Source organism: Neobacillus sedimentimangrovi, assembly GCF_010614825.1.
Classification (GTDB): Bacteria; Bacillota; Bacilli; order Bacillales; family Cytobacillaceae; genus Neobacillus; species Neobacillus thermocopriae.
Genome location: NZ_JAAFZF010000025.1, coordinates 1 through 20,483 on the forward strand (window position 1 = coordinate 1; position 20,483 = coordinate 20,483).

A 20,483-nucleotide genomic window follows, 5' to 3' on the forward strand; every position below is an offset into this window, starting at 1 on the left:
ACACTTAAATAAGCCTTCTTCGAAGGACCATATTTGAACTCGGTAACATCTGTTATCCATTTTTCATTTGGTTTCTCAGCTGTAAATTCACGATTTAATATATTCTCTGCAACGTGCTGAGGTTTTGAACGCCTATATCGTGTCTTCTTCCTCCTAATAACAGATTGAATCCCGGCCATTCTCATTAGCCTATATATTCGTATATGATTAACACTCTTTCCAAACTTTCGGTTTATATTTATTAACATTCGACGATAACCATAGATACCCTTAACGTTCTTATGGATCGCTTTCATTTCCTTAATAATTTCTTCATTTTCAAGTTCTCGCAAGGAAGGCTTACGGTTTAACCATTTATAATAAGCAGCTCTTGCAACGCCTGCAATGTCGCATAACATGACAATGCTGAGTTGCTCATTATCATGAAGTTCTTTAATTGCGATATATTTATCTTCAAATCTTACTTGACTTATTTTCTCCTCCTTTCGATCTCCTCTAACTTTTTTAAGAATGCATTCTCCGCACGTAAACGTTCATTTTCTTTTTCAATTCGACGAATCACTAACTTCATTTTTTCTTCTGGAGTTAATTCTTCTTCGTTCTTCGAACGTCCTCGACGATCTTTTAACGCATCCCAACCGCCAGCTTCATATTTACGTACCCATTGATAAACTTGATGGTATGATACTTGATGGTGTTCAGCTGTTTGTTGATCATTTTTTCCATTTCCTAATGCATCTTGTACAATTTCAATTCTTTCCAAGTTGTCTTTCTTCCTTTAGTCATAGAGTTCGATCTCCCTTTTCCCGTATCTTTTAATTCTCTATGACCATTATACTTCTTTATCCATTGACGTAGAGTGGAAGTACTTGGAATTTCATATTTTCTAGTAACCTCCCGAAGGGAGAAATCCCCACTAAGATAGTCCTTAACTGCCTGTATTTTAAGTTCCTTTGAATACTTCCTCCATGAAGAAGACTCTTTTAATCCTTCCACTCCGTATCTTTCAAATTTATATACCCAATCATAAATTGTTACGTTATCCGTATTATAAATAGATTCCAATTCAGAAATGGAATAAGTCTCATTTTTAAAATCATTAATAATCTTTATTTTTTCTTTTAAAGAACGTGCCCGTCTTGACATTAAAAATACTCCCCTTAGGTAAACAGATTTTTATTTTTTTAATCTGTCTACCTTATGGGGAGCATATCAAAGCACCGGTGCTTTTTCATCCTTTATCTTTGGAAAAACTCTACCCATTCTCCTTCAGGTCCTCGGAAAAAGAAATAGCGGTATCCATTTGGAAGGGTGACGATTTCTTCATCAATTAATGGCACATTTAATTGTTTAATCCGTTCGAATTCGGCTTCAATATCATCAACCGTTACAGCAAAATGATGAACTTTGCCTTCTTCCGGAAGGTTATCATTATATCCTTTGATTAGCTCTAGCTCGGTTTCGTCTGATCCGCCAAAACCAAGAAAAGCTAGTGAGATCGACATATCTGGATGGGCCAGCCTTCCTTTTAGTTCCATGCCGACAACCTCTTGATAAAACTGAATGGCCCTCTCCATGTTTTTTACCATAATGCCTACATGGTCAATTTTCCTTCTAGTCATGTTTAACCCTCTTAGGACTTTAGAACATCGTGGTCAACGTAACGTTCACCGTTTAATTCACTAATAATATTAATGGCAACCTTTGCACCGTCACCAGCGGTAATAATGGTATGCACACTTACCCCAGCAACGGTTCCGGCAGCCCAAATACCATCGATATTTGTTTTTCCTTTCGCGTCCACATCCAAAACGGTTTTGATTCTTGGTTCTGTACCTGGTTTAGTTGTTAAACCAACTTTTTTGGCCAGGTCAGTAAGGGCACCAGTTGCTAAAAGAACATGCTTTGCTTCATAAGAATGTTGATCTGTTTCAACTTTAAATCCGCCATCGATTTTACTGATATTGGTTACTGTTTCTTCAACCAGTTCCGCGCCAAATTTAAGAGCTTGCTTTTTCCCAATTTCAACAAGATCCGGTCCAGTAATTTCTGCTACTCCATAATGATTTTCAATCCATGCACGTTTCGTCATACTTTTATCGTTATCAATAACCAATGTTTTTTTTCCGGCCTTTGCTGTAAATAGTGCGGCACTTGCTCCGGCAGCACCTGCTCCAACAATAATAACGTCAAACATTTCCATACCTCCTCATCATTCGTTTCATAAATAACTGTAGCGGAACTGTCAGTAAAAGTAAAATAACCTGCTTATTTTGAAATATCAGTCATTATGAAGAGGCAATTACAGGAGTCATTTCTATTATTGCTTTTGATTGTTTACTTGTGGAATAGAAGTCTGTTGTTTTCGGACCCGTACAAAATAATAAAGGGCCATGCCTATTAGAATATAGATTGAACATAATAGATAAAACGAACTAAAACCTATTTTGGCAATCACTAATCCAACTACAAACGAGCCAATACCAATACCTAAATCATAAATAGATAGGAATGTGGCTGTGGCTAAGCCTCTTTTTTTAGGAGGAGCATCTTGGACGGCAATGGTTTGAAAAGTTGGAAACAAGGTTCCCCAGCCTAATCCGATCAACCCTGCAGATAAGAGAAAGGTCACCTCACTGTCTGTTTTCCCTAACACAAACATGCCAATCGCAAATAAAAAAATTGATGGAAAGACAATAATGTTGGCGCCATAACTATCAAACCACTTTCCGGTAAATGGTCTTGAGATTAATAGGACAATGGCAAACACAACAAAGAAAAGATTGGATACATTACCAAGATGAACTTCATTAGCATAGACAGAAACAAAGGAAAGGATCGACGAATAGACTAACCCAAAAAATGCTCCAATTAATGAAATGGAAACAGCTGATATTTCAAAAATATTACGGAAAGTAAACGGCTGCTTTACGTTCGAATGAACCTCTTGGGGGTTAGTCATTTTGACAAATAACCCGGCAATGAGTGAGGCTAAAGCACCAATGACACTTAAGGTAAACAAAATGGTTGGACCAAATTGCTGCATAGCGGAAATACCAACAAATGGGCCTAAAACCATAGCTAGATTGGATGACATAATAAAATAGCCCATTCCTTCTCCTCGACGTGAACTAGGAACAATTTCTGCAACAATGGTACCGGCCGATGTTGTTGCCATACCAAAACCAATACCTTGTAAAAAGCGAACGGCAAGAATACCATATAGAGAAGATGGGAAAAAGTATAGGATGGAAGCTCCGAAGAAAACGATCAGTGCAACGAATAACATTTTTTGATAACCGATTCGTTCAAGCCATTGACCAGCAAACGGCCGGGAAATAATTGCCGCAAATAAAAATACAGTCGTCATCAATCCGGCTTCGGATGCACTGCTATGATACTTCTCCAATGCAAGATTTGGAAGAGTGACGAGCAAGAAATAAAAAGTTAAAAATAGAAAAAAATTACTCATTGAAATACTGATAAAATTTTTAGACCATAATTTTTGTTGATTCATTTGATGCACTCCTTCACAAAAGCTTTTGTAACCAGCTTTTCTGTAATGTTAGTAATTCTTTTTGTGAGGTTTCTGGTAGGTGTTCAAGTAAATACCGATTCGCTTCATTTACGGCGCGTTCCCATTTCGGGTATTGTAGTAAAGCTTCTTCAGTTAAAACAATTCGTTTTTCCCGTTTATCCTTGCCAGGTACTTGTCGTACATAACCTTGTTTTACAAGTCTTTGGATTGTTCTGGTCATTGGAGGTGCCTCGACAAACAAATAGTCGCAAAGTTCTTTTTGGGTTAAAGTTCCTTTTGTTTTTAAGACAAAAAGTACGGCCCATTGGGCACTGTATAATCCAAAAGGTTTTAATGATTCATTTAAATGATTGGTAAAATGGCGTGATAATTGATGAAGAGTGTGAAATAATTCGTGGCTATTCATAGACTGCTCCTTATAGATAATAGTTACCTAGGTAACTATAATAGAAGGAGAAAAGCATGTCAATAATGGTGCAAAGAATGAAACATAGTAAAGGTAAAATGAGGGTTCTAGTAGATAATTAATATTTTAATAGGGCATTAGTGAAAAGAACAGTGAAGGATAAGGGTCTAGACATTCAATTAATATGAATGATCAATCTAAAAAAGATCCGTGGAAATAAGTGGATTATTCCACGAATCTTTTTTATTAAAAGATTATTTTAACACATTAAAATATCTGGCTTCCGGATGGGCAAATACCATCGCAGATACGGAAGCTTCTGGCTCCATCATGTAGCCATCCGTCAAACGTACACCAATATCTTCTGGTTGGATGAGTTTAAATAGCTTCTTCTGATCCTCCAGATCTGGACAGGCCGGGTAACCGAACGAGAAACGCTGTCCTTGATAACGGGCAGCGAAACGATCTTGCATCGTAAATGTTGCCGGATCTGGAAAGCCCCAACGATCGCGCATTAGCCGATGAATGAATTCAGCAAGGCCTTCCGCTGTTTCTAGTGCTAATGATTGAAGTGCATGGCTTTCAAGGAATCGGCCATCAAGTTTTAATTGGTCTGCTACCTCGCGAATTCCTTTGCCAGCTGTAACTGTAAAGAAGCCGACATAATCCATTATCCCACTGTCCACTGGTTTTAGGAAATCTGCCAAACAGAGATATGGAGCAGATTCCTGCCGCGGAAAATCAAATGTTTCAATGACTACAGAAGGATTTTCTGGATCATATATATGAATCATATTGCCATCAGACTGTGCCGGGAAAAATTGATAGACGGCTGCTGGGTCGATCCACTGATTGGCACTGGCATCCGCTAGTAGCTGATCAACCATTTCTTTTACTTTTAAAGCTTTTTCATCTTTCTCGGCAAGAAGTTTGGAGATTTTCCCTTTTACCCCCAGATGGTGGCCAAGCAGCATTTGCATATTAATATATGGTTCAATATGTGATAAGGAATAGGATTTTATTACATGCCGCTTCGTATCCATTGGGACAAACACCGGTACCTCTGTGGAGACAGATGATCTTGGCTTCGTGGCGACTGCTATCGAAGAACGTTTTGGTAATTCTAATGGAACATCCAGTGTCGCCAATTTTTTCTGTTTTTCAGCGAGTAGCTTTTCATGTTCCTCCGTTGATTGCAGCTGATTGGCAAGTGCCAAACCGGACATCGCATCCTTTGCATAAAGAACAAGACCATTATATTCTTTCGCAATTTTTGTATCGGTAAATTTTCGTGAAAGGGCGGCTCCTCCTACTAATATCGGAAGATCTATTCCCGCTTCCTTCATATCCTGGGCAGTCAAAACCATTTGCTGAGCGGATTTGACCAAAAGGCCAGAAAGCCCGATAATATCTGGTTTTTCCTCCCGAATCGCTTTAATTAACTCGGCGGGAGTCACCTTAATCCCCAGGTCAATTACTTCATATCCATTATTGCTAAGGATAATATCGACAAGATTTTTGCCGATATCGTGAACATCGCCTTTCACGGTTGCTAAGATCACTTTCCCCTTGGAGGCGGAAACATCTCCTTTTTCCATATATGGTTCTAAAAAGGAGACAGAGGCTTTCATGACTTCTGCACTTTGCAGCACTTCGGCTACGATTAATTGATTATCGTTAAATAGACGCCCCACTTCCTTCATCCCATCCATTAACGGACCATTAATAATATCAAGGGGGGTAGGGTACTTTTGAAGGGCTAGTTCCAAATCAGGAATGAGTCCTTCTTTCGTCCCTTCCACAATATAATAGGCGAGCCGTTCCTCCAAGCTCATATCTGGAACCGTTACTTTGGCCTCTTTCTTTTTATCACGGTAATAATCAGTAAATACCGCCAGTGTTTCATCCGTTGTTTTGAAAAGAAGATCCTCAGCTAGCTTCACTTCTTCTTTTGATATGGAAGCAAAGCGTTCAAGCTTCTCTGTGTTCACAATCGCATAATCAAGACCTGCCTGAGTACAGTGGTATAGGAACACCGAATTCAAAATTTCCCGTCCAACTGGTGGCAATCCAAAGGATACGTTACTAATTCCAAGAATCGTTTGAACGCCAGGCAAATGTTCCTTGATGAGCCGAATGCCTTCCACGGTTGCTTGGGCGGAGCCGATATACTGTTCATCGCCGGTTCCAACTGGGAAAACTAATGGGTCAAAAATCAAGTCCTGCGGCTTCAGCTTGTATTTGTTTACCAGCAGTTCATAGGAGCGTTTGGCAATCTCGAGTTTCCGTTCTGCAGTGACACCCATTCCTTTTTCATCAATCGTACCGACAACGACAGCAGCTCCGTAGCGGTGGATGAGCGGCACAATCGCTTCTAATCGTTCTTCTCCGTCCTCAAGATTGATCGAATTAATAATCGCTTTCCCCTGAGAATATTTCAAAGATTTTTCAATGACTTTTTCATCTGTAGAATCAATAACCAGTGGTACCTTTACTTTCTTCACTACTTCTTTAATGAAGTTTTCCATATCGGCAAGCTCATCGCGGTCTGGATCGGCAAGGCAAATATCAATTACATGGGCACCACCTTTGACCTGAGCTCTGGCAATTTCCGCAGCTTCTTCAAATTTCCCTTCCGCAATTAACCGTTTGAACTTCCGGGAGCCGATGACATTTGTCCTTTCACCGACCATGATCGGCCTTAAAGTTGGATCATCGTAAATAAGAGGCTCAATTCCAGAAACCATGTGAAGGGAGTGATGTTTGACTTCCCGAGGTTTATAAGATTTCATTGTTTCGGCAATGGCGCGGATATGATCAGGTGTTGTACCGCAACAGCCGCCAACAATATTAAGCCATCCATGGGCAGCGAAATCAGCCAGTTTTTTCGCCAGAGTTTCCGGTGTTTCATGATAATGTCCTTCCTCATCAGGAAGCCCGGCATTTGGATAGCAGCTAACCGCAGTGGTAGCAAGCTCTGATAATGTACGAATATGATCCTGCATGAATTCCGGGCCGGTTGCGCAGTTGAGCCCTACTGCCACAGGATTCATGTGTTCAATTGAAATATAAAATGAATCAATGGTCTGACCGGCTAAGGTTGTACCCATTGGCTCAATGGTACCAGAAATAAACAATGGCAGCGTTTTTCCTGTTTTTGCAAATGCACGCTGGATTCCGGAAAATCCGGCTTTTACATTCAGCATATCTTGGCTTGTTTCCAAAAGGAGTAGATCTACACCACCATCAATTAACCCGATTGCCTGCTCTTCATAGGCAGCTGTTAGAGCATCGAAGGTGGTTCCGCCGGTCACACTTAATGTTTTGGTTGTAGGCCCCATCGAACCGGCAACATATCTTGGCCATTCATCGGTTGAAGCTTTTGCTGCTTCTTTTACAGCCAGCATTGCAGCAATTTTATTAATTTCATACGCCTTATAGCCAAGGCCGTACTCATCCAGCACGAGACTGGTTGCACCGAAAGTGTTTGTTTCGATGATATCAGCCCCAGCTTCTAAGTATTCGCGGTGGATATTGGCAATCACAGAAGGTGCGGTTAAATTCAAATGTTCGTTGCATCCTTCATATTCTTCACCGCCAAAATCCTTAGGGGTTAAACCTGCCCGTTGTAGCATTGTCCCCATGGCACCGTCCATAATAAGAATGCGTTTCTTCAATTGATTAATAAATGGTGGTTTTGACATGGCTGTTCCCCCTTAGTTCTCGTACACGCTGACGGGCATAAAGGGCCAGCTCAAGCGTCAGCTCATAACGTAAAAATGGTGTAATAAGATAGATTCCGTTAAATAAATCTAGTGCCGCATCGATCAAAGACTTGGTAATCTCCACCCCTTCATGAGCGGCCAGATTTGGCTGGTCATTCAGTTTTGCCATCCGTTCGCGAATCGAATCGGCAATTTTAATACCTGGTACTTCATTATGAAGGAATTCTGCGTTTCTACTGCTAGTCAGTGGCATCAGTCCAATATAGATTGGCGCTTTTAAATGTTTCGTATGTTCATAGACTTCCAATAACTTTTCTTCGGAAAAAACAGGCTGGGAAATAAAATAATCAGCACCGCAGTCAATTTTTTTCTCCAGCCGTTTAACGGCTTTTTCCATCGAACGGACATTTGGATTAAATGCCCCGGCAATGCTGAACGCAGTCTTCTGTCCCAAGTCTTTTCCGGAAAAAGATAATCCTGCATTTAATTGTTTGATCATTTGAATGAGTTCAAAGGATGAAACATCATAGACGGATGATGCGCCAGGAAAATCTCCGACACGGGCTGGGTCGCCGGTAATCGCTAGTACATCATGCATCCCTAAAGTATGAAGCCCCATTAAATGAGATTGTAGACCGATAATATTCCGGTCGCGGCAGGAAATATGAATGAGCGGCCGGATGCCCAATTCTTGTTTGACAAGATATCCGAGCGATTCATTAGATATCCGGACTTGGGCGAGCGAATTGTCCGCGAGTGTAATTGCATCAATTCCAGCTTCTTTTAATGCCTTCGCTCCATCGAAAAATTTCCTTGTGTCGAGCTTTCTTGGTGGATCTAATTCGACAATTACCGACGGCCGTTGTTTCACAATCTCTTGAAGTGGAGTGTGCTCTCTTTTGATTGCAGGATCTTCAACCACTGTAACCTTCGGTGTAAATTTTACTATTTTTTCCTTTATTGGAGTTTTGTTCTTTAGTTCTGTAGCGAACATCCGGATATGTTCTGGTGTCGTACCACAGCAGCCTCCAATTAGCCGAACTCCTTGTTTGCGGAATTCATTTGCTGCACGTCGGAAGTAATCTGCATCACTATCATAATGAAATTTCCCGTCTGTATAGGCTGGCAGGCTGGCATTAGGGTATGCAGACAAATAGGCCTGCTTGGGAAGTTCAATTTGTTCCAGCGTCAAAAGCATATGGTGCGGACCAACGCGGCAATTGAGTCCCACCACATCTGCCCCAATGCTTTCCAGCCTTTTTAAGGCCTCATTGACAGGCGTCCGGTCCTGCAGAAATCCAGGCTCTTGAATGGATACCTGGGCAATAATCGGCAATTTTGTTTCTTTTCTCGCTATAGCAAGAACCGTTTCGAGCTCTTCAAGGTCATAAAAGGTTTCTAGCAGGAGACCGTCCACCTCTTCTAACAATAAACAATATAACTGCTCCCGAAAGCTCCGTTTAATTTCTTCTAATGAAATCGAATTAGGCTTAATCCCACGGTTGCCACCTATCGTCCCAAGTACAAACGCACGGTTTTTAGCCGCTTTTTTTGCATGATGAACCGCTGCACTGTTAATATCCTTTACAGAATCCTCTAGCCCGTAACGGCTAAGCTTTAAATAGTTTGCTGCATACGTATTGGTTTGGATCACATCAGCACCAGCATTTATGTAGGCTTGGTGGATATGTTGAATTTGCTCGGGATGGGAGAGGTTTAACTCCTCAAAGCAGCAGTCTGTTCCGTATGAATAGAGCAGTGTTCCCATGGCTCCATCAGCGATTAAGATTTGATTTTTTAATTTTTCTAAAAAGCTCATGGTCATTCTCCTTGCTGCAGCACTAATTTTTTCTGTTGCACCTGTTCGAGTGCCTGGGAAAAATCTCTAATTAAATCAGCTGGATTTTCAAGCCCGACAGACAAGCGCAGAAGACTGTTTTTAATTCCACGTTTTTCCCTTTCCGCCTGCGGCATGGCCGCATGTGACATCTTTGCAGGGTAGGATAAAATTGACTCCACTGCTCCTAGACTAACTGCAAATACAGGTAGCTTCACACTTTCGACAAAGGTGCGGACAGCTTCTTCATCGACAAGTTCGAAAGAAAGGACCGCACCGGCTCCTTGAGTTTGTACATCCAGCAATTCTCTCTGCGGATGATTAGGAAGTCCGGGATAAAACACGTTTTTAACAAGCGGATGTTTCTCTAGGAAACTCGCAATTTGCAACGCTGATTTCTGAGAGTGTTCAAGTCGAACATGAAGAGTTTTTAAACCTCTTAAAACGAGCCATGCATCCTGTACACCAAGAACTGCGCCGAAGGAATTTTGTAAAAATCCAAGCCGATTGGCTAAACCTTTATCTTTGACAACAGCAAGTCCTGCCACTACATCACTGTGTCCGGATAAAAACTTTGTTGCACTGTGAAGTACCACATCAGCCCCAAGTTCCAAAGGTTTTTGCAAGGCGGGGGTTTGGAAGGTATTATCGACAAATGTCAGTGCACCAATTTCCTTTGCCATTTGGCTGATAGCTTTTATATCTGTCACCTTTAACAAAGGATTGGACGGGGTTTCAACATAAAATGCTTTCGTATTAGGCTTAATCGCTTGTTTAACATGATCTAAATCTGTCATGTCAACAAAAGAATGCTCAATCCCTAATCTAGAAAGCACTTCTGTAACCATTCGATAAGTTCCGCCATACACATCTTCGGTAATGACGACATGATCACCGGCAGACAGTAATAGGAAAGCCGTTGAAATGGCTGCCATACCGGAAGAAAATGCAAAGCCTTTCACCCCGCACTCCAATTCCGCAATAACCTCTTCTAGCGCTTCGCGGGTTGGATTTAAACTTCGGGCATAATCATATTTACCAAATTGGTCGATATCAAATTGATGAAAGGTGGAGGCGTGCTGAATCGGTACACTGACAGCTCCTGTCACAGAGTCCACTTTATGTCGGTTATGAAGAAGCTTTGTTTCAAAACAATACTCTTCCAATTCCATTAAACAATCACTCCTTTGTTAATTTTGGCAAAGGCTTGCTTTAGGTCGTGAATTAAATCCTCTACATTCTCAATTCCTACAGAAAAACGAAGCAGGCGATTACAAACACCTTTTTCAATTCGAATTTCTTCAGGAATATCTGCATGGGTCTGTGTGGCTGGATACGTGATAAAACTTTCCGTACCGCCAAGACTTTCGGCAAACGAAATCAGCTTTAAATTTTTCAAAAATGGATTAACCCAAGTTTCGTCTTTTATTCGGAAGGAAACCATACCACCACGGCCAGGGTAAAGAACATCTGTAACGGCATCATGTTGAGACAAATATTCCACGATTGCCTTTGCATTTTTTTCATGTCGTTCCATTCGTAGTGCTAAAGTTTTCATTCCACGCATTAATAACCATGAATCAAACGGGCTTAATACACCTCCGGCCCCATTATGATAAAGGGCTAATTGTTCACATAATTCTTTTCCTTTTGCGATGATAAGGCCGGCAAGGACATCGTTATGACCGCCCAAATATTTTGTCGCACTATGAATGACGATATCGGCGCCAAGCTTAATAGGCTGCTGTAAAAGTGGGGTATAGAACGTATTGTCGACAATCAGCAAAATACCATGTTTCTTCGCGATGTCGGCAATAGCAGCAATATCGGCTTCCTGCATGAGGGGGTTGGTAGGAGTCTCGAGAAAGATGGCCTTGGTTTGAGGGGTAATCTTTCTTTCAATTTCCTCCGGACAACCTGTATTGACATATTGACATCGTAATCCCCATTTTTTATAGCCTTTTTCTAAAAGCCGGTAAGTACCTCCGTATAAATCTTCACTGACCAACCATTCATCCCTGGATTGGAATAGAGAAAGGATGGTAAAAATCGCTGCCATGCCAGAGCTACACGCAAACCCTTGATCGCCGCCTTCCAAATCAGCAATGGTCTTTTCAAGGAGCTGGCGTGTTGGATTCCCTGTCCGAATATAGTCAAATCCTGTTGATTGTCCGATACCTTCATGTCGATAGGCGGTTGAAAAATATACAGGAGGATTCACCGTTCCTGTTGCTGTTTCACTTCTGTTTCCGATTTGTGCCAGTTTTGTATCAATTTTGTACATTACACACACTCCTTGTCTTGAAAAAATAGATTGGATATTTTTCAGCTTTAACGCGGTATGGGGATAAAGCTTGTTGATAAAAAAGAAAAAAGCCTTCTATAAGAAGAAGACTTTTGTTCGTACGAAACCATAAGGTCATTCTTCTTATCTCGCAAATTAACATTAATTTGCAGGAATTAGCACCTTTTCAATGGATCATCCATTGAAGGTTGCTGAGGTGTCATCGGGCCTTTCCCTCAACCTCTCTTGATAAGAACTATCAATATTTAAACTTTTTATAAAATTTACTATACTTTTCCTGCTTAGTCAATTCATTTTTATCTGAAAAGTTTGGAACAAATTTCTACAAATGAAAAAAAGCAGGGTTAACCCTGCTTTTTAAACATGTAAAAACTTCACACAAACTGGATGAGGAACGGTGATATCAGATTGAATCAATGAAAGTCGTCCAGAAAATTCATCTCTGGCGAATAAAACGAGATTGCTTGATTCTTGGTTAGAAGCAACGATAAATTTTTCAGAAGGATCCAATGAAAAATCTCGAGGCCAGTCTCCCTCTGTAGAAGTATGCTCGACAAAGGTCAGCTCTCCAGTAGTTCCATTAACACTAAATACCGCAATACTATTATGTCCGCGATTTCCTGCATAGACAAAACGACCATCGGAAGAAATATGAATCGCACTGCCCTGGTTATTTTCTTTGAAATCAGCAGGAAGAGTGGAAATATATTGCTTTTCGGTAAAATGGCCGTTTTCTGGATTATAGGTTAAGACAATAACTTCGGAACTGAATTCTGTCATGATGTAAGCAAACTTACCATTTGGGTGGAAGGTCAAGTGTCGCGGTCCACTGCCGGCTTTTAATGGATGTAGTTTGACCTTCGTCAATGTTCCGTCTTCGTTTATTTTGTATGTAATAAGAGCATCAATACCCAGCTCCACCACCACTACATATTTTTCATCAGGTGTTAATCCAGCATAATGGGTATGGGCCTTTTCCTGTCTTGGATCTGGACCACTGCCTTCATGTTGAATGATGGAAGCAGCAGGCAGAAGAGAGCCATCTTGATGAAGGAGATGGGATTCCACTGTTCCCCTATGGTAATTACCGCTGAATACATATTTGTTTTGGCTGTCAATACTTACATGACAGGGAGGAGCTCCGGCACTTACTTGGCTATTGATAGCAGTTAATTTTCCATTTTCACCAATGGAAAAAGCCTTTAATCCACCTTCTTCACCATCTTTTACTACAGAGTAAAGATAGCGATTGTCTTTACTAATGGCTAAATAGGTAGGGTTAAAGAGCTCTGCAGCCACCTCGATATTTTCAATTTTTCCTTCTTTCGTATTCAAGGTAAAAGAATAGATTCCTTTGCTGTCACCCTTTGTATACGTTCCAATGTAGCCAATGTATTTTTTATTCATGGTTCATTCTCCTTAGAAAGTAATCGAAGTTATTTTAACAAAAAATGCTCAATACTATAATAGATTAAACTTGCTTGAGACTCACTTGATGATAAATCTTGTTCTCCTTTATAAAAATGTTACAACGGTATAAGCTGATACTTCTAAAACAGTAGAAAATTAGGTTTTTCCGTTTTTTCGATAGTCATATGGCCTATTTCATCATTATAACTATTTTTTTCTTGATGCAAATTCCCGTCTACGATAATGTCCTTTTCTATACACTAACATTTTATTCTTTTTTATAAAAGCTCTAAGATAGTATAAACTTTGTTTATTCGATATACAAACTGTTAACAAGATAGTGATTTATAAAAAGAAATGATTGTGATTATGCTTAAATAAGTTACTTATATTAATCTAATACCGGTAATTTATATTCAGAAGAGAGTACTGTTTTAACTATAAACTTAGTTTATTTGATATACAAACAAAGTAATAAGATGCTATAATGAACCTAACAATAACAACCGCTTTATGATATGGTCACCGTTATTTGTAATTTATGAAAGCGTTTTCAACTATTAGTAGAGGAATCTACTTATGGCTTATTTCGAAACGATGAATCCAATCAAATACCTTAGCCGCTAAATACAGTTTAAATTGGTTTAAAGACCTAGTAGCAAAGGGAGAAGTGTTTGATGATTTTTAAAGTGAGGTGGTAGAAGTACCGGCTGGTACCAATGGCTTATTTTTCACGCTATTTATTGTGGGGGAAAGAATACCACATGCAGATTTGAATATTCGTGGAAGCTATAAATAAAAAGTAGTCACATAGTTATGAAGTGGTTTCCAATAAGTAGCTTCATTCATTTGTTGGTTATAGACTTTTTACAAAGAATCCATTTACTAATTTTCGCAGCTTTATCTTGAAAAGGGTTAAGAAAGTTTTTGAGGGAGTGTTCTCTCTATGATTAATGAAATTCAAACACAAAAGAAGGTGGTGGCCATTACGTTTGATGATGGCCCCAATCCCATTTACACGCCTAAAGTATTAAAGATTTTTTCACAAGCAAAAGGAAAGGCAACCTTCTTTATGATAGGGGAACAAATGAGAAACTATCCTGAGCTTGTACAACAAGTGGCTGCTTTAGGCCATGAAATCGGAAGTCATACTTATACTCATCAGAAGCTGTCTCTTTTAAGTTATGAGGATTGTTTATCAGAATTTGAAAAGACAGAAAGATTAATAGAAAAACTTATTGGAATAAAACCAACTGTATTTCGTCCTCCTTTTATGGATTATCATGAGGACATGGTTTCATTGCTTCAACAAAAAGGCTATACCATGATTGGAGCGCTTAATTTGATGGCACAAGATTGGGGGCAGCCAGGGGTCGATCACATCTTAAAGACTACGAGGAATGTCATAAAAAATGGCAGTATTTTGATTTTCCATGATGGTTATGGGAACCGTTCACAAACAATAAAAGCGATCCAAATACTTGTTGCAGAGTTAACAGAACAAGGCTATTAACTTCTAACTGTAAAGCGAGTTACTTGATTTGGATAAAAAAGAGGAAGCAGAAGTTAAATAGTCTGTGCTTCCTTTTGTTTTTTTTCAATTTTTTGAAATGCTGTATAGGAGGTTGCCATAATCAATCCTGCCGTCATACTTCCACCAAAGAAGAAAAACAGGCCAGGTATATATTTTATTACAAAGAAAGAGGTTACAAATCCGATTAACATTAAAATATTCGAAATAGGATTCACCAGCATAATAAAAAATGAATTTTTAAACAGTTGAATAAATGTTACGTTGTAGTGAACGTAAACAGGGAAAATATACAAAACTGTCATTACAATGGCGAAAATTATAAGATACAAAGGAATTTGAATACTCGCATTAACTTTTATAAAGTACAGATCTAAATATATAATACCTGCTAATAAAGCTAAGACAACTCCTAGACCATTACTCCTAAGAAACTCTTTTTTATAGGTACCCCAAAAGGTTTGAAAAATAGGAATGTCACTTTGGCCCATGAGCCATTTACGGATCACAGTAAACATTGCTACGGTTGATGGGCTAATCCCAAAGAGGATTAGTCCGAGGATAGTGAAGCCAATCCAAAGTATATTAAGAAAAGCAAACCTAGAAATCCATTCAGTTAAGGCATATAGATGACTTATTGATCGTTTTTTCATTCCGAATTCCCTTCTTTATAGTGGTTACTATTAACAATTATAGAATATTAAATACATATTGAATATCAATAAATATTGAAATTTACAGAAATTTTATATACTAAAATAATAATGCGTGAATAGTAGAGGAAAAAATAATTTTTTTAAGGGCGATGTTATGTTTTTAAAATTACAAAAATGGAACACCTTGAGGAATCAAATTCTTGTTGTATTTTTAACCGTTATGTTGATCGTTTTAGTGATTGTTAGTTTTATTACGTTTAATAGGGTGTCCGCATTGTTAAAAAACAATGCTGAAAAACAAATTTATCAGACTGCTGTTGAGGCAAATGGTAGATTGGAATCTTTATATAAACAGATAAGTACAAGTTCGAAATTGGTCATGACTAACGATTCGATACAAAGGACTTTAAAAAAAGCGAATCAAGGTTATTCTATCCCTTTTTCTGAACGTCAACAATTGGAAAGGATCATAAATACCATTCAGGCAAATACAGATGGAATTTTTTCCTTTGAGATTTATAAGGATACTAAGAACCGATTAATCCCATTAGATGACACGAATTTAGTTACGATAATTGATAAAAAATGGATTAAACAAGCTGATGATGCGAATGGTAGACTGGTTTGGATTGGTGACGACCCGCGTAACTCCGATAACATACTTGCGCTTAGGCGAATCAACCTTTTCAATCGGGGGTTTGAGAGTGGTGGTTATTTATTGATTAGTATATATCGGGACTATCTTCAGTTTGTCGACCCAGATGAAACAAACATAGAAAATCAGTATTCCATATTATTAGATCATGATTTAAAACCGATTTTATCGAATTATAATCAATCTTTGGACCCCATTATAAAAAATGTTGGGCCTATAATGACATTAAACCAACAGGAGTATATGGTGACAAAACAAAGGTCAAATGAAACTGGGTGGACACTTGTTATTTTAACACCAGTTAAAGCGCTTACGGAAGGAATCAGTGTATTGCGTACAGGAATTATGATTGCAGGGATCATTGGATTTATTATTTTTTTGGTTAGTACACTTTTTCTATCCACTTATATTACAAGACCAATTATTAAATTAACAGAAACGATGCAGCGGGCCAGTGCTGGCTCATTAACGATGAACCCTCATGTTGCTGCTGTCCATGAAATCAGTGAACTGAATAGTACGTATAATCAGCTTGTAAAAGAAACGAACCATCTAATTAAAATGGTCTATCAAAAAGAAATAACACGAAGCCGAAGTGAATTAAAAGCATTACAAGCACAAATTAATCCACATTTTCTTTTTAATACTTTAGATGCCCTTAAGTGGGCTCTTGAAGATAAAGGAGAGGAAGAGTTAGCAGAGTTTGTTGTTGCGATGTCAAACTTGTTTCGTTATACGATCACTAAGCAAACTGATGGGGATTGGGTTCCGATCAAAGATGAAATTGAACATATTGAAAATTATATGGAAATAATGAAGATGCGTTTTGGCAATCAATTAAACTGGCAGCTTAACATGCCTCCTGAAATAGAAAGAATTAAAATTCCAAAATTATTAATTCAACCATTGGTTGAGAATGCAGTCCTTCACGGAGCAGGGAATACAGTTAAGCCATGTACAATATCGGTGTCTATTCGACCTATGGAAGATGGGGAACACCTACAAATCTGTGTGGAAGATGACGGCCCGGGAATAAATCAGGATAAGTTAATCACTATTAAACAGGCTATGCGGTCAGGGGGAGTCATGTCAAAAAAAGGTAATGGAATGGCCATCTTCAATGTGCACAAACGCTTGGAATTATATTATCAAAAAAGTGGGCTTACGATTGTGAGTGAAGAAAATAGAGGGACAGAGGTTTCGTTTATCATACCAGTGAAGGGGGAAGAAAACCATGTTGAATACGAAAACCATTTTAATCGTGGATGACGAACCAAGAACTCGGCAAGGATTGAAAAAATATTTGGAAACATGGGCAAATGGAAATTATCAAATATTTACCTCATCTAATGGAGAAGAAGCTATTAAATTGATGAAACAGCATAAAGTTCATATCCTGATCACAGATATCAGAATGCCGGAGATTACGGGACTTCAAATGTTAAGAATGGCAAAAGAACAGTGTATTTTTCCTGTTATCATTGTCATTTCAGCATATTCAGAGTTTGAATATGCTCAGGAAGCCCTTCGTCTAGGGGTGATTAATTATTTGCTAAAACCAATTAGTAAAAAGGCATTGATAGAAGCTGTGGAAGTTGCCATAAAAGAGGTAGAGAAAAAAGAGAGGGCTGGATTAATTGAAAAAGTGGTAGATACAAAACTCATAAATGCTAATATTCAAAACCTATCAAATAGAGAGCCAATACGGGAGGCAATCGATTATATTAACAAACATTTAAAAAACGATTTAACTCAGAAAGAAGTAGCGGATTATGTTCATTTAAATCCAAGCTATTTTAGCTCACTGTTTAAAGAACATGTGAAACTAACCTTTAGTGAATATGTAACCCGTCGAAGAATCCAGAGGGCAAAAGAATTATTAATGACTACTAATCTTCCAATAAACGATATTGCTGAAGAATCGGGCTATAAGACGGCAAAATATTTTATCAAGATTTTTAGAGAATTAGAGGGAATGACACCAAGTGCCTACCGGAAAAACAATAATGAAAGGGTTTTCTGAAAAAAGTGGAATTTTCCCTAATGGTTGTGACCTATTTTTCAGAACTATCTGAATGTAGACTATGAATAGAAGGAAAAATGAGAAAAGATCATAGGGGGAATTATCATTGTTAAAAAAGAAAACGGTTGCAACCTTTGTCTCTGCCTTATTGGTTGGTTCGTTGGCCCTTGTGGGATGTTCTTCCTCAAGCTCTACTAAAGAAAGCGATGCAGATGGTAAAAAAGTAATAAAATTTATGCATTTGTGGCCGGAAGGAAGCTCGAATGCCCAATTCTCCATTGTAAAAGACGTAATCGATGAGTATGAAAAAGAACACAAATATATAGACATCCAAACGGAAATTTTAAACCCAGATCAATATAGAGAAAAGTTGAAGGTTTTAGCTTCTTCGAATGAACTTCCTGATATTGGAATGACTTGGTCAGATGGTTTTATAAAACCTTATGTTGAAGGAGACATGTTAGCACCATTGGACGATATCGTTGAAAAAGATCCAGATCTGAAAAATTCGTTTATCCCTGGCGTGAAAGAATCCTATGCAGTTGATGGTAAAACATATGGTCTTCCACTAGAACTAAACATTTCTTATGTGTTTTATAATAAAGAAATTTTCGAAAAATATAACCTTGAAGTTCCAAAAACATTTGAAGAGTATAAAAATGTGGTGAAAATCTTAACAGATAATGGAGTGATTCCTGCAACTGTAGGGGCAAAAGATGGTTGGCCGGCATCTTTCTGGTTTATGTATCTGGCAGATCGTATTGGCGGCTCTACGATTTTAACAGATGTTATTAAAGGAAAAGCAAAATTTGATGATCCTGCCATCCTAAAAGCAGCGGAAGAAGTACAAAATCTTGTAGATATGGGCGGTTTTGTTAAAGGGGCAAGCGCATTATCGAATGATGAAGCAAAAGGTTATTTTATGAATGAGCAGGCAGCCATGTTCTTAACAGCAACTTGGGAATTACCTAACTATACAACCAGTCCTGATGTGCCACAAGAATTCAAAGATAAGATCGGTTACTTCAAATTCCCGATTTATGAGGGAGGAAAAGGAACAGACATTAATAGCTATGTTGGCGGCCCGGGTGTTGGTTTATTCGTTGCAAAAGATTCGAAAGTTCAAAAAGAAGCAAAAGATTTTGTAGGCTACCTTATAAAAAGATGGGGAGAAAAATCAGTGATCGATGCTGGTGTCATTCCAGCAACAAAGGTAGACACATCTAGTATGGACTTATCTCCAATGTACATTGAAATCTTAAAGGATTTGAGTGAAGCATCTAATGTGACAACATATTTTGATACTCAGGCCAGCCCAGCTGTAGCTGAATTACACCATGATTTAGTAACGGCTCTATTTGGTAAACAAGTGAATCCAAAAGAATTCGTCAAACAACATGTGGATGAACTTGCAAAGGAGCAAAAGTAAAACAGCTTAGGTAAAAACAGAGTAGAGGGTATATTCGTTATACCCTCTATCACTTTAACCACTTTTCGTTGAAGGGAGTATGAATATGAAAAGTGTAATGTCAAATAAATGGGTAATCAGCCTTTATGTACTTCCATCTTTAATTCTTATTCTCCTATTAATTTATATACCTATTTTCTTAACTGGCTATTATGGATTAATGGACTGGAATGGTATCGGTCAAATGAAATTTATCGGTTTAGAAAACTATATCGAGTTAGTTCAGGACAAAAAGTTTTGGCAAAGTACTTGGCATTCCCTGTTACTCGGTATTTTTTCTACATTAAGTTTAGTTGGTTATTTAATTTTATCTTTGATCTTAGCTAGCAAGATTAAAGGTGCCAATGTTTTAAGGAAAATCTACTTAATCCCGATGCTGTTGTCCTCAGTCGCCATAGGTCAGCTTTGGGCAAAAATTTTTGACCCGACGAACGGTATGCTCAATAGATTACTAGAATTGCTCGGTATTGAAAATCCTCCGCTTTGGCTTGCTGATTCTAATATTGTTTTATATGCCCTCTTTATTCCAATCGTTTGGCAATACGCGGGATTCTACATCATTATTTTCTACGCTGCATTAAAAAATGTGCCGGAAGAATTATTGGAAGCAGCAAAAATTGACGGAGCATCTCCGATTCAAATTGCGTGTAAAATCCAGGTGCCTTTGATTGCAGGTGTCATTAAGGTCATGGTCATCTTGGCTATTGTTGGTTCATTAAAATACTTTGACTTAATTTTCGTATTAACTAGTGGCGGGCCTAATGGTGCGAGTGAAGTGATGGCATCCTACATGTATACAGAAGCATTCAACAAATATAACTTCGGCTATGGAAGTGCCATTGGTTTTGGATTGTTAGTCATCTGTCTTGTTGCGACTTGGATCATTCAAAAACTACTATCTTCTAAAGAGAATGTGGACTTTTAATATG

Annotated in this window: 18 protein-coding genes and 1 riboswitch; of the genes, 5 read left to right on the forward strand and 13 right to left on the reverse strand. The window is 38.6% G+C overall.

Going from position 1 to position 20,483, the window contains the following annotated elements:
- The 12 genes from GZA11_RS09690 to GZA11_RS09745 all read right to left on the reverse strand — a co-directional run.
- Positions 1-398 (reverse strand): IS3 family transposase (locus GZA11_RS09690; RefSeq protein ID WP_163183609.1); only part of this gene is annotated, 398 nt, incomplete at its 3' end.
- A gap of 71 nt (positions 399-469) precedes the next feature.
- The gene (locus GZA11_RS09695; RefSeq protein ID WP_144242964.1) at positions 470-763 is read right to left on the reverse strand and encodes a helix-turn-helix domain-containing protein; all 294 of its coding nucleotides are present in this window, start codon (positions 761-763) and stop codon (positions 470-472) included.
- Positions 730-1,146: a helix-turn-helix domain-containing protein gene (locus GZA11_RS09700; protein WP_163183610.1), complete on the reverse strand. Its 417-nt coding sequence runs from the start codon at positions 1,144-1,146 to the stop codon at positions 730-732. The genes GZA11_RS09695 and GZA11_RS09700 overlap by 34 nt, the downstream gene beginning before the upstream one ends.
- Positions 1,147-1,238: 92 nt before the next feature.
- On the reverse strand, positions 1,239-1,622 hold the full coding sequence (locus GZA11_RS09705; protein ID WP_163183611.1) for a VOC family protein: 384 nt from the start codon (positions 1,620-1,622) through the stop codon (positions 1,239-1,241).
- A gap of 11 nt (positions 1,623-1,633) precedes the next feature.
- Positions 1,634-2,197: an NAD(P)/FAD-dependent oxidoreductase gene (locus GZA11_RS09710; protein WP_038536954.1), complete on the reverse strand. Its 564-nt coding sequence runs from the start codon at positions 2,195-2,197 to the stop codon at positions 1,634-1,636.
- Between the two features lie 123 nt (positions 2,198-2,320).
- Positions 2,321-3,517, reverse strand: a complete 1,197-nt coding sequence (locus GZA11_RS09715; protein WP_163183612.1) for an MFS transporter — start codon at positions 3,515-3,517, stop codon at positions 2,321-2,323.
- A 13-nt stretch (positions 3,518-3,530) separates the two neighbouring features.
- Positions 3,531-3,944 carry a MarR family winged helix-turn-helix transcriptional regulator gene (locus GZA11_RS09720; RefSeq protein ID WP_038536949.1) on the reverse strand — a complete coding sequence of 138 codons (414 nt, stop codon included), beginning with the start codon at positions 3,942-3,944 and terminating at the stop codon, positions 3,531-3,533.
- A 254-nt stretch (positions 3,945-4,198) separates the two neighbouring features.
- Positions 4,199-7,648 carry a methionine synthase gene (metH, locus tag GZA11_RS09725; RefSeq protein WP_163183613.1) on the reverse strand — a complete coding sequence of 1,150 codons (3,450 nt, stop codon included), beginning with the start codon at positions 7,646-7,648 and terminating at the stop codon, positions 4,199-4,201.
- A complete protein-coding gene (locus GZA11_RS09730) occupies positions 7,626-9,488 on the reverse strand; it encodes a bifunctional homocysteine S-methyltransferase/methylenetetrahydrofolate reductase (RefSeq protein WP_163183614.1) in 1,863 nt (620 codons plus the stop codon). Before GZA11_RS09730 ends, metH begins: the two co-directional genes overlap by 23 nt.
- A gap of 2 nt (positions 9,489-9,490) precedes the next feature.
- Positions 9,491-10,678: a cystathionine beta-lyase gene (metC, locus tag GZA11_RS09735; protein ID WP_163183615.1), complete on the reverse strand. Its 1,188-nt coding sequence runs from the start codon at positions 10,676-10,678 to the stop codon at positions 9,491-9,493.
- Positions 10,678-11,790 (reverse strand): methionine biosynthesis PLP-dependent protein, encoded by a 1,113-nt coding sequence (locus tag GZA11_RS09740; RefSeq protein ID WP_038536941.1) that lies wholly within the window; start codon positions 11,788-11,790, stop codon positions 10,678-10,680. The genes metC and GZA11_RS09740 overlap by 1 nt, the downstream gene beginning before the upstream one ends.
- A gap of 141 nt (positions 11,791-11,931) precedes the next feature.
- Positions 11,932-12,046, reverse strand: a riboswitch (SAM riboswitch).
- A gap of 122 nt (positions 12,047-12,168) precedes the next feature.
- Positions 12,169-13,218 (reverse strand): lactonase family protein, encoded by a 1,050-nt coding sequence (locus GZA11_RS09745; RefSeq protein WP_163183616.1) that lies wholly within the window; start codon positions 13,216-13,218, stop codon positions 12,169-12,171.
- Between the two features lie 949 nt (positions 13,219-14,167).
- Between GZA11_RS09745 and GZA11_RS09750 the strand changes: the two genes are divergently transcribed.
- Positions 14,168-14,734 (forward strand): polysaccharide deacetylase family protein, encoded by a 567-nt coding sequence (locus GZA11_RS09750; protein ID WP_163183617.1) that lies wholly within the window; start codon positions 14,168-14,170, stop codon positions 14,732-14,734.
- Between the two features lie 53 nt (positions 14,735-14,787).
- Here GZA11_RS09750 and GZA11_RS09755 read toward each other — a convergent pair whose 3' ends face one another.
- Positions 14,788-15,405, reverse strand: coding sequence for a YesL family protein (locus GZA11_RS09755; RefSeq protein WP_163183618.1), 618 nt, complete (start codon positions 15,403-15,405; stop codon positions 14,788-14,790).
- 157 nt (positions 15,406-15,562) lie between these two features.
- On the opposite strand from GZA11_RS09755, the gene GZA11_RS09760 reads away from it, so the two are divergent.
- The 4 genes from GZA11_RS09760 to GZA11_RS09775 all read left to right on the forward strand — a co-directional run bounded on the left by GZA11_RS09760 (position 15,563) and on the right by GZA11_RS09775 (position 20,479).
- Entirely contained in the window at positions 15,563-17,332 is a 1,770-nt protein-coding gene (locus GZA11_RS09760; protein WP_163183619.1) for a sensor histidine kinase, read from the forward strand.
- Complete coding sequence (locus GZA11_RS09765; RefSeq protein WP_163183630.1) at positions 17,301-18,086, forward strand: response regulator transcription factor; 786 nt, start codon at positions 17,301-17,303, stop codon at positions 18,084-18,086. The genes GZA11_RS09760 and GZA11_RS09765 overlap by 32 nt, the downstream gene beginning before the upstream one ends.
- Before the next feature lie 106 nt (positions 18,087-18,192).
- Positions 18,193-19,515: an extracellular solute-binding protein gene (locus GZA11_RS09770; RefSeq protein ID WP_231314791.1), complete on the forward strand. Its 1,323-nt coding sequence runs from the start codon at positions 18,193-18,195 to the stop codon at positions 19,513-19,515.
- An 85-nt stretch (positions 19,516-19,600) separates the two neighbouring features.
- Positions 19,601-20,479, forward strand: coding sequence for a carbohydrate ABC transporter permease (locus GZA11_RS09775; protein ID WP_163183620.1), 879 nt, complete (start codon positions 19,601-19,603; stop codon positions 20,477-20,479).
- Positions 20,480-20,483: the final 4 nt, after the last annotated feature.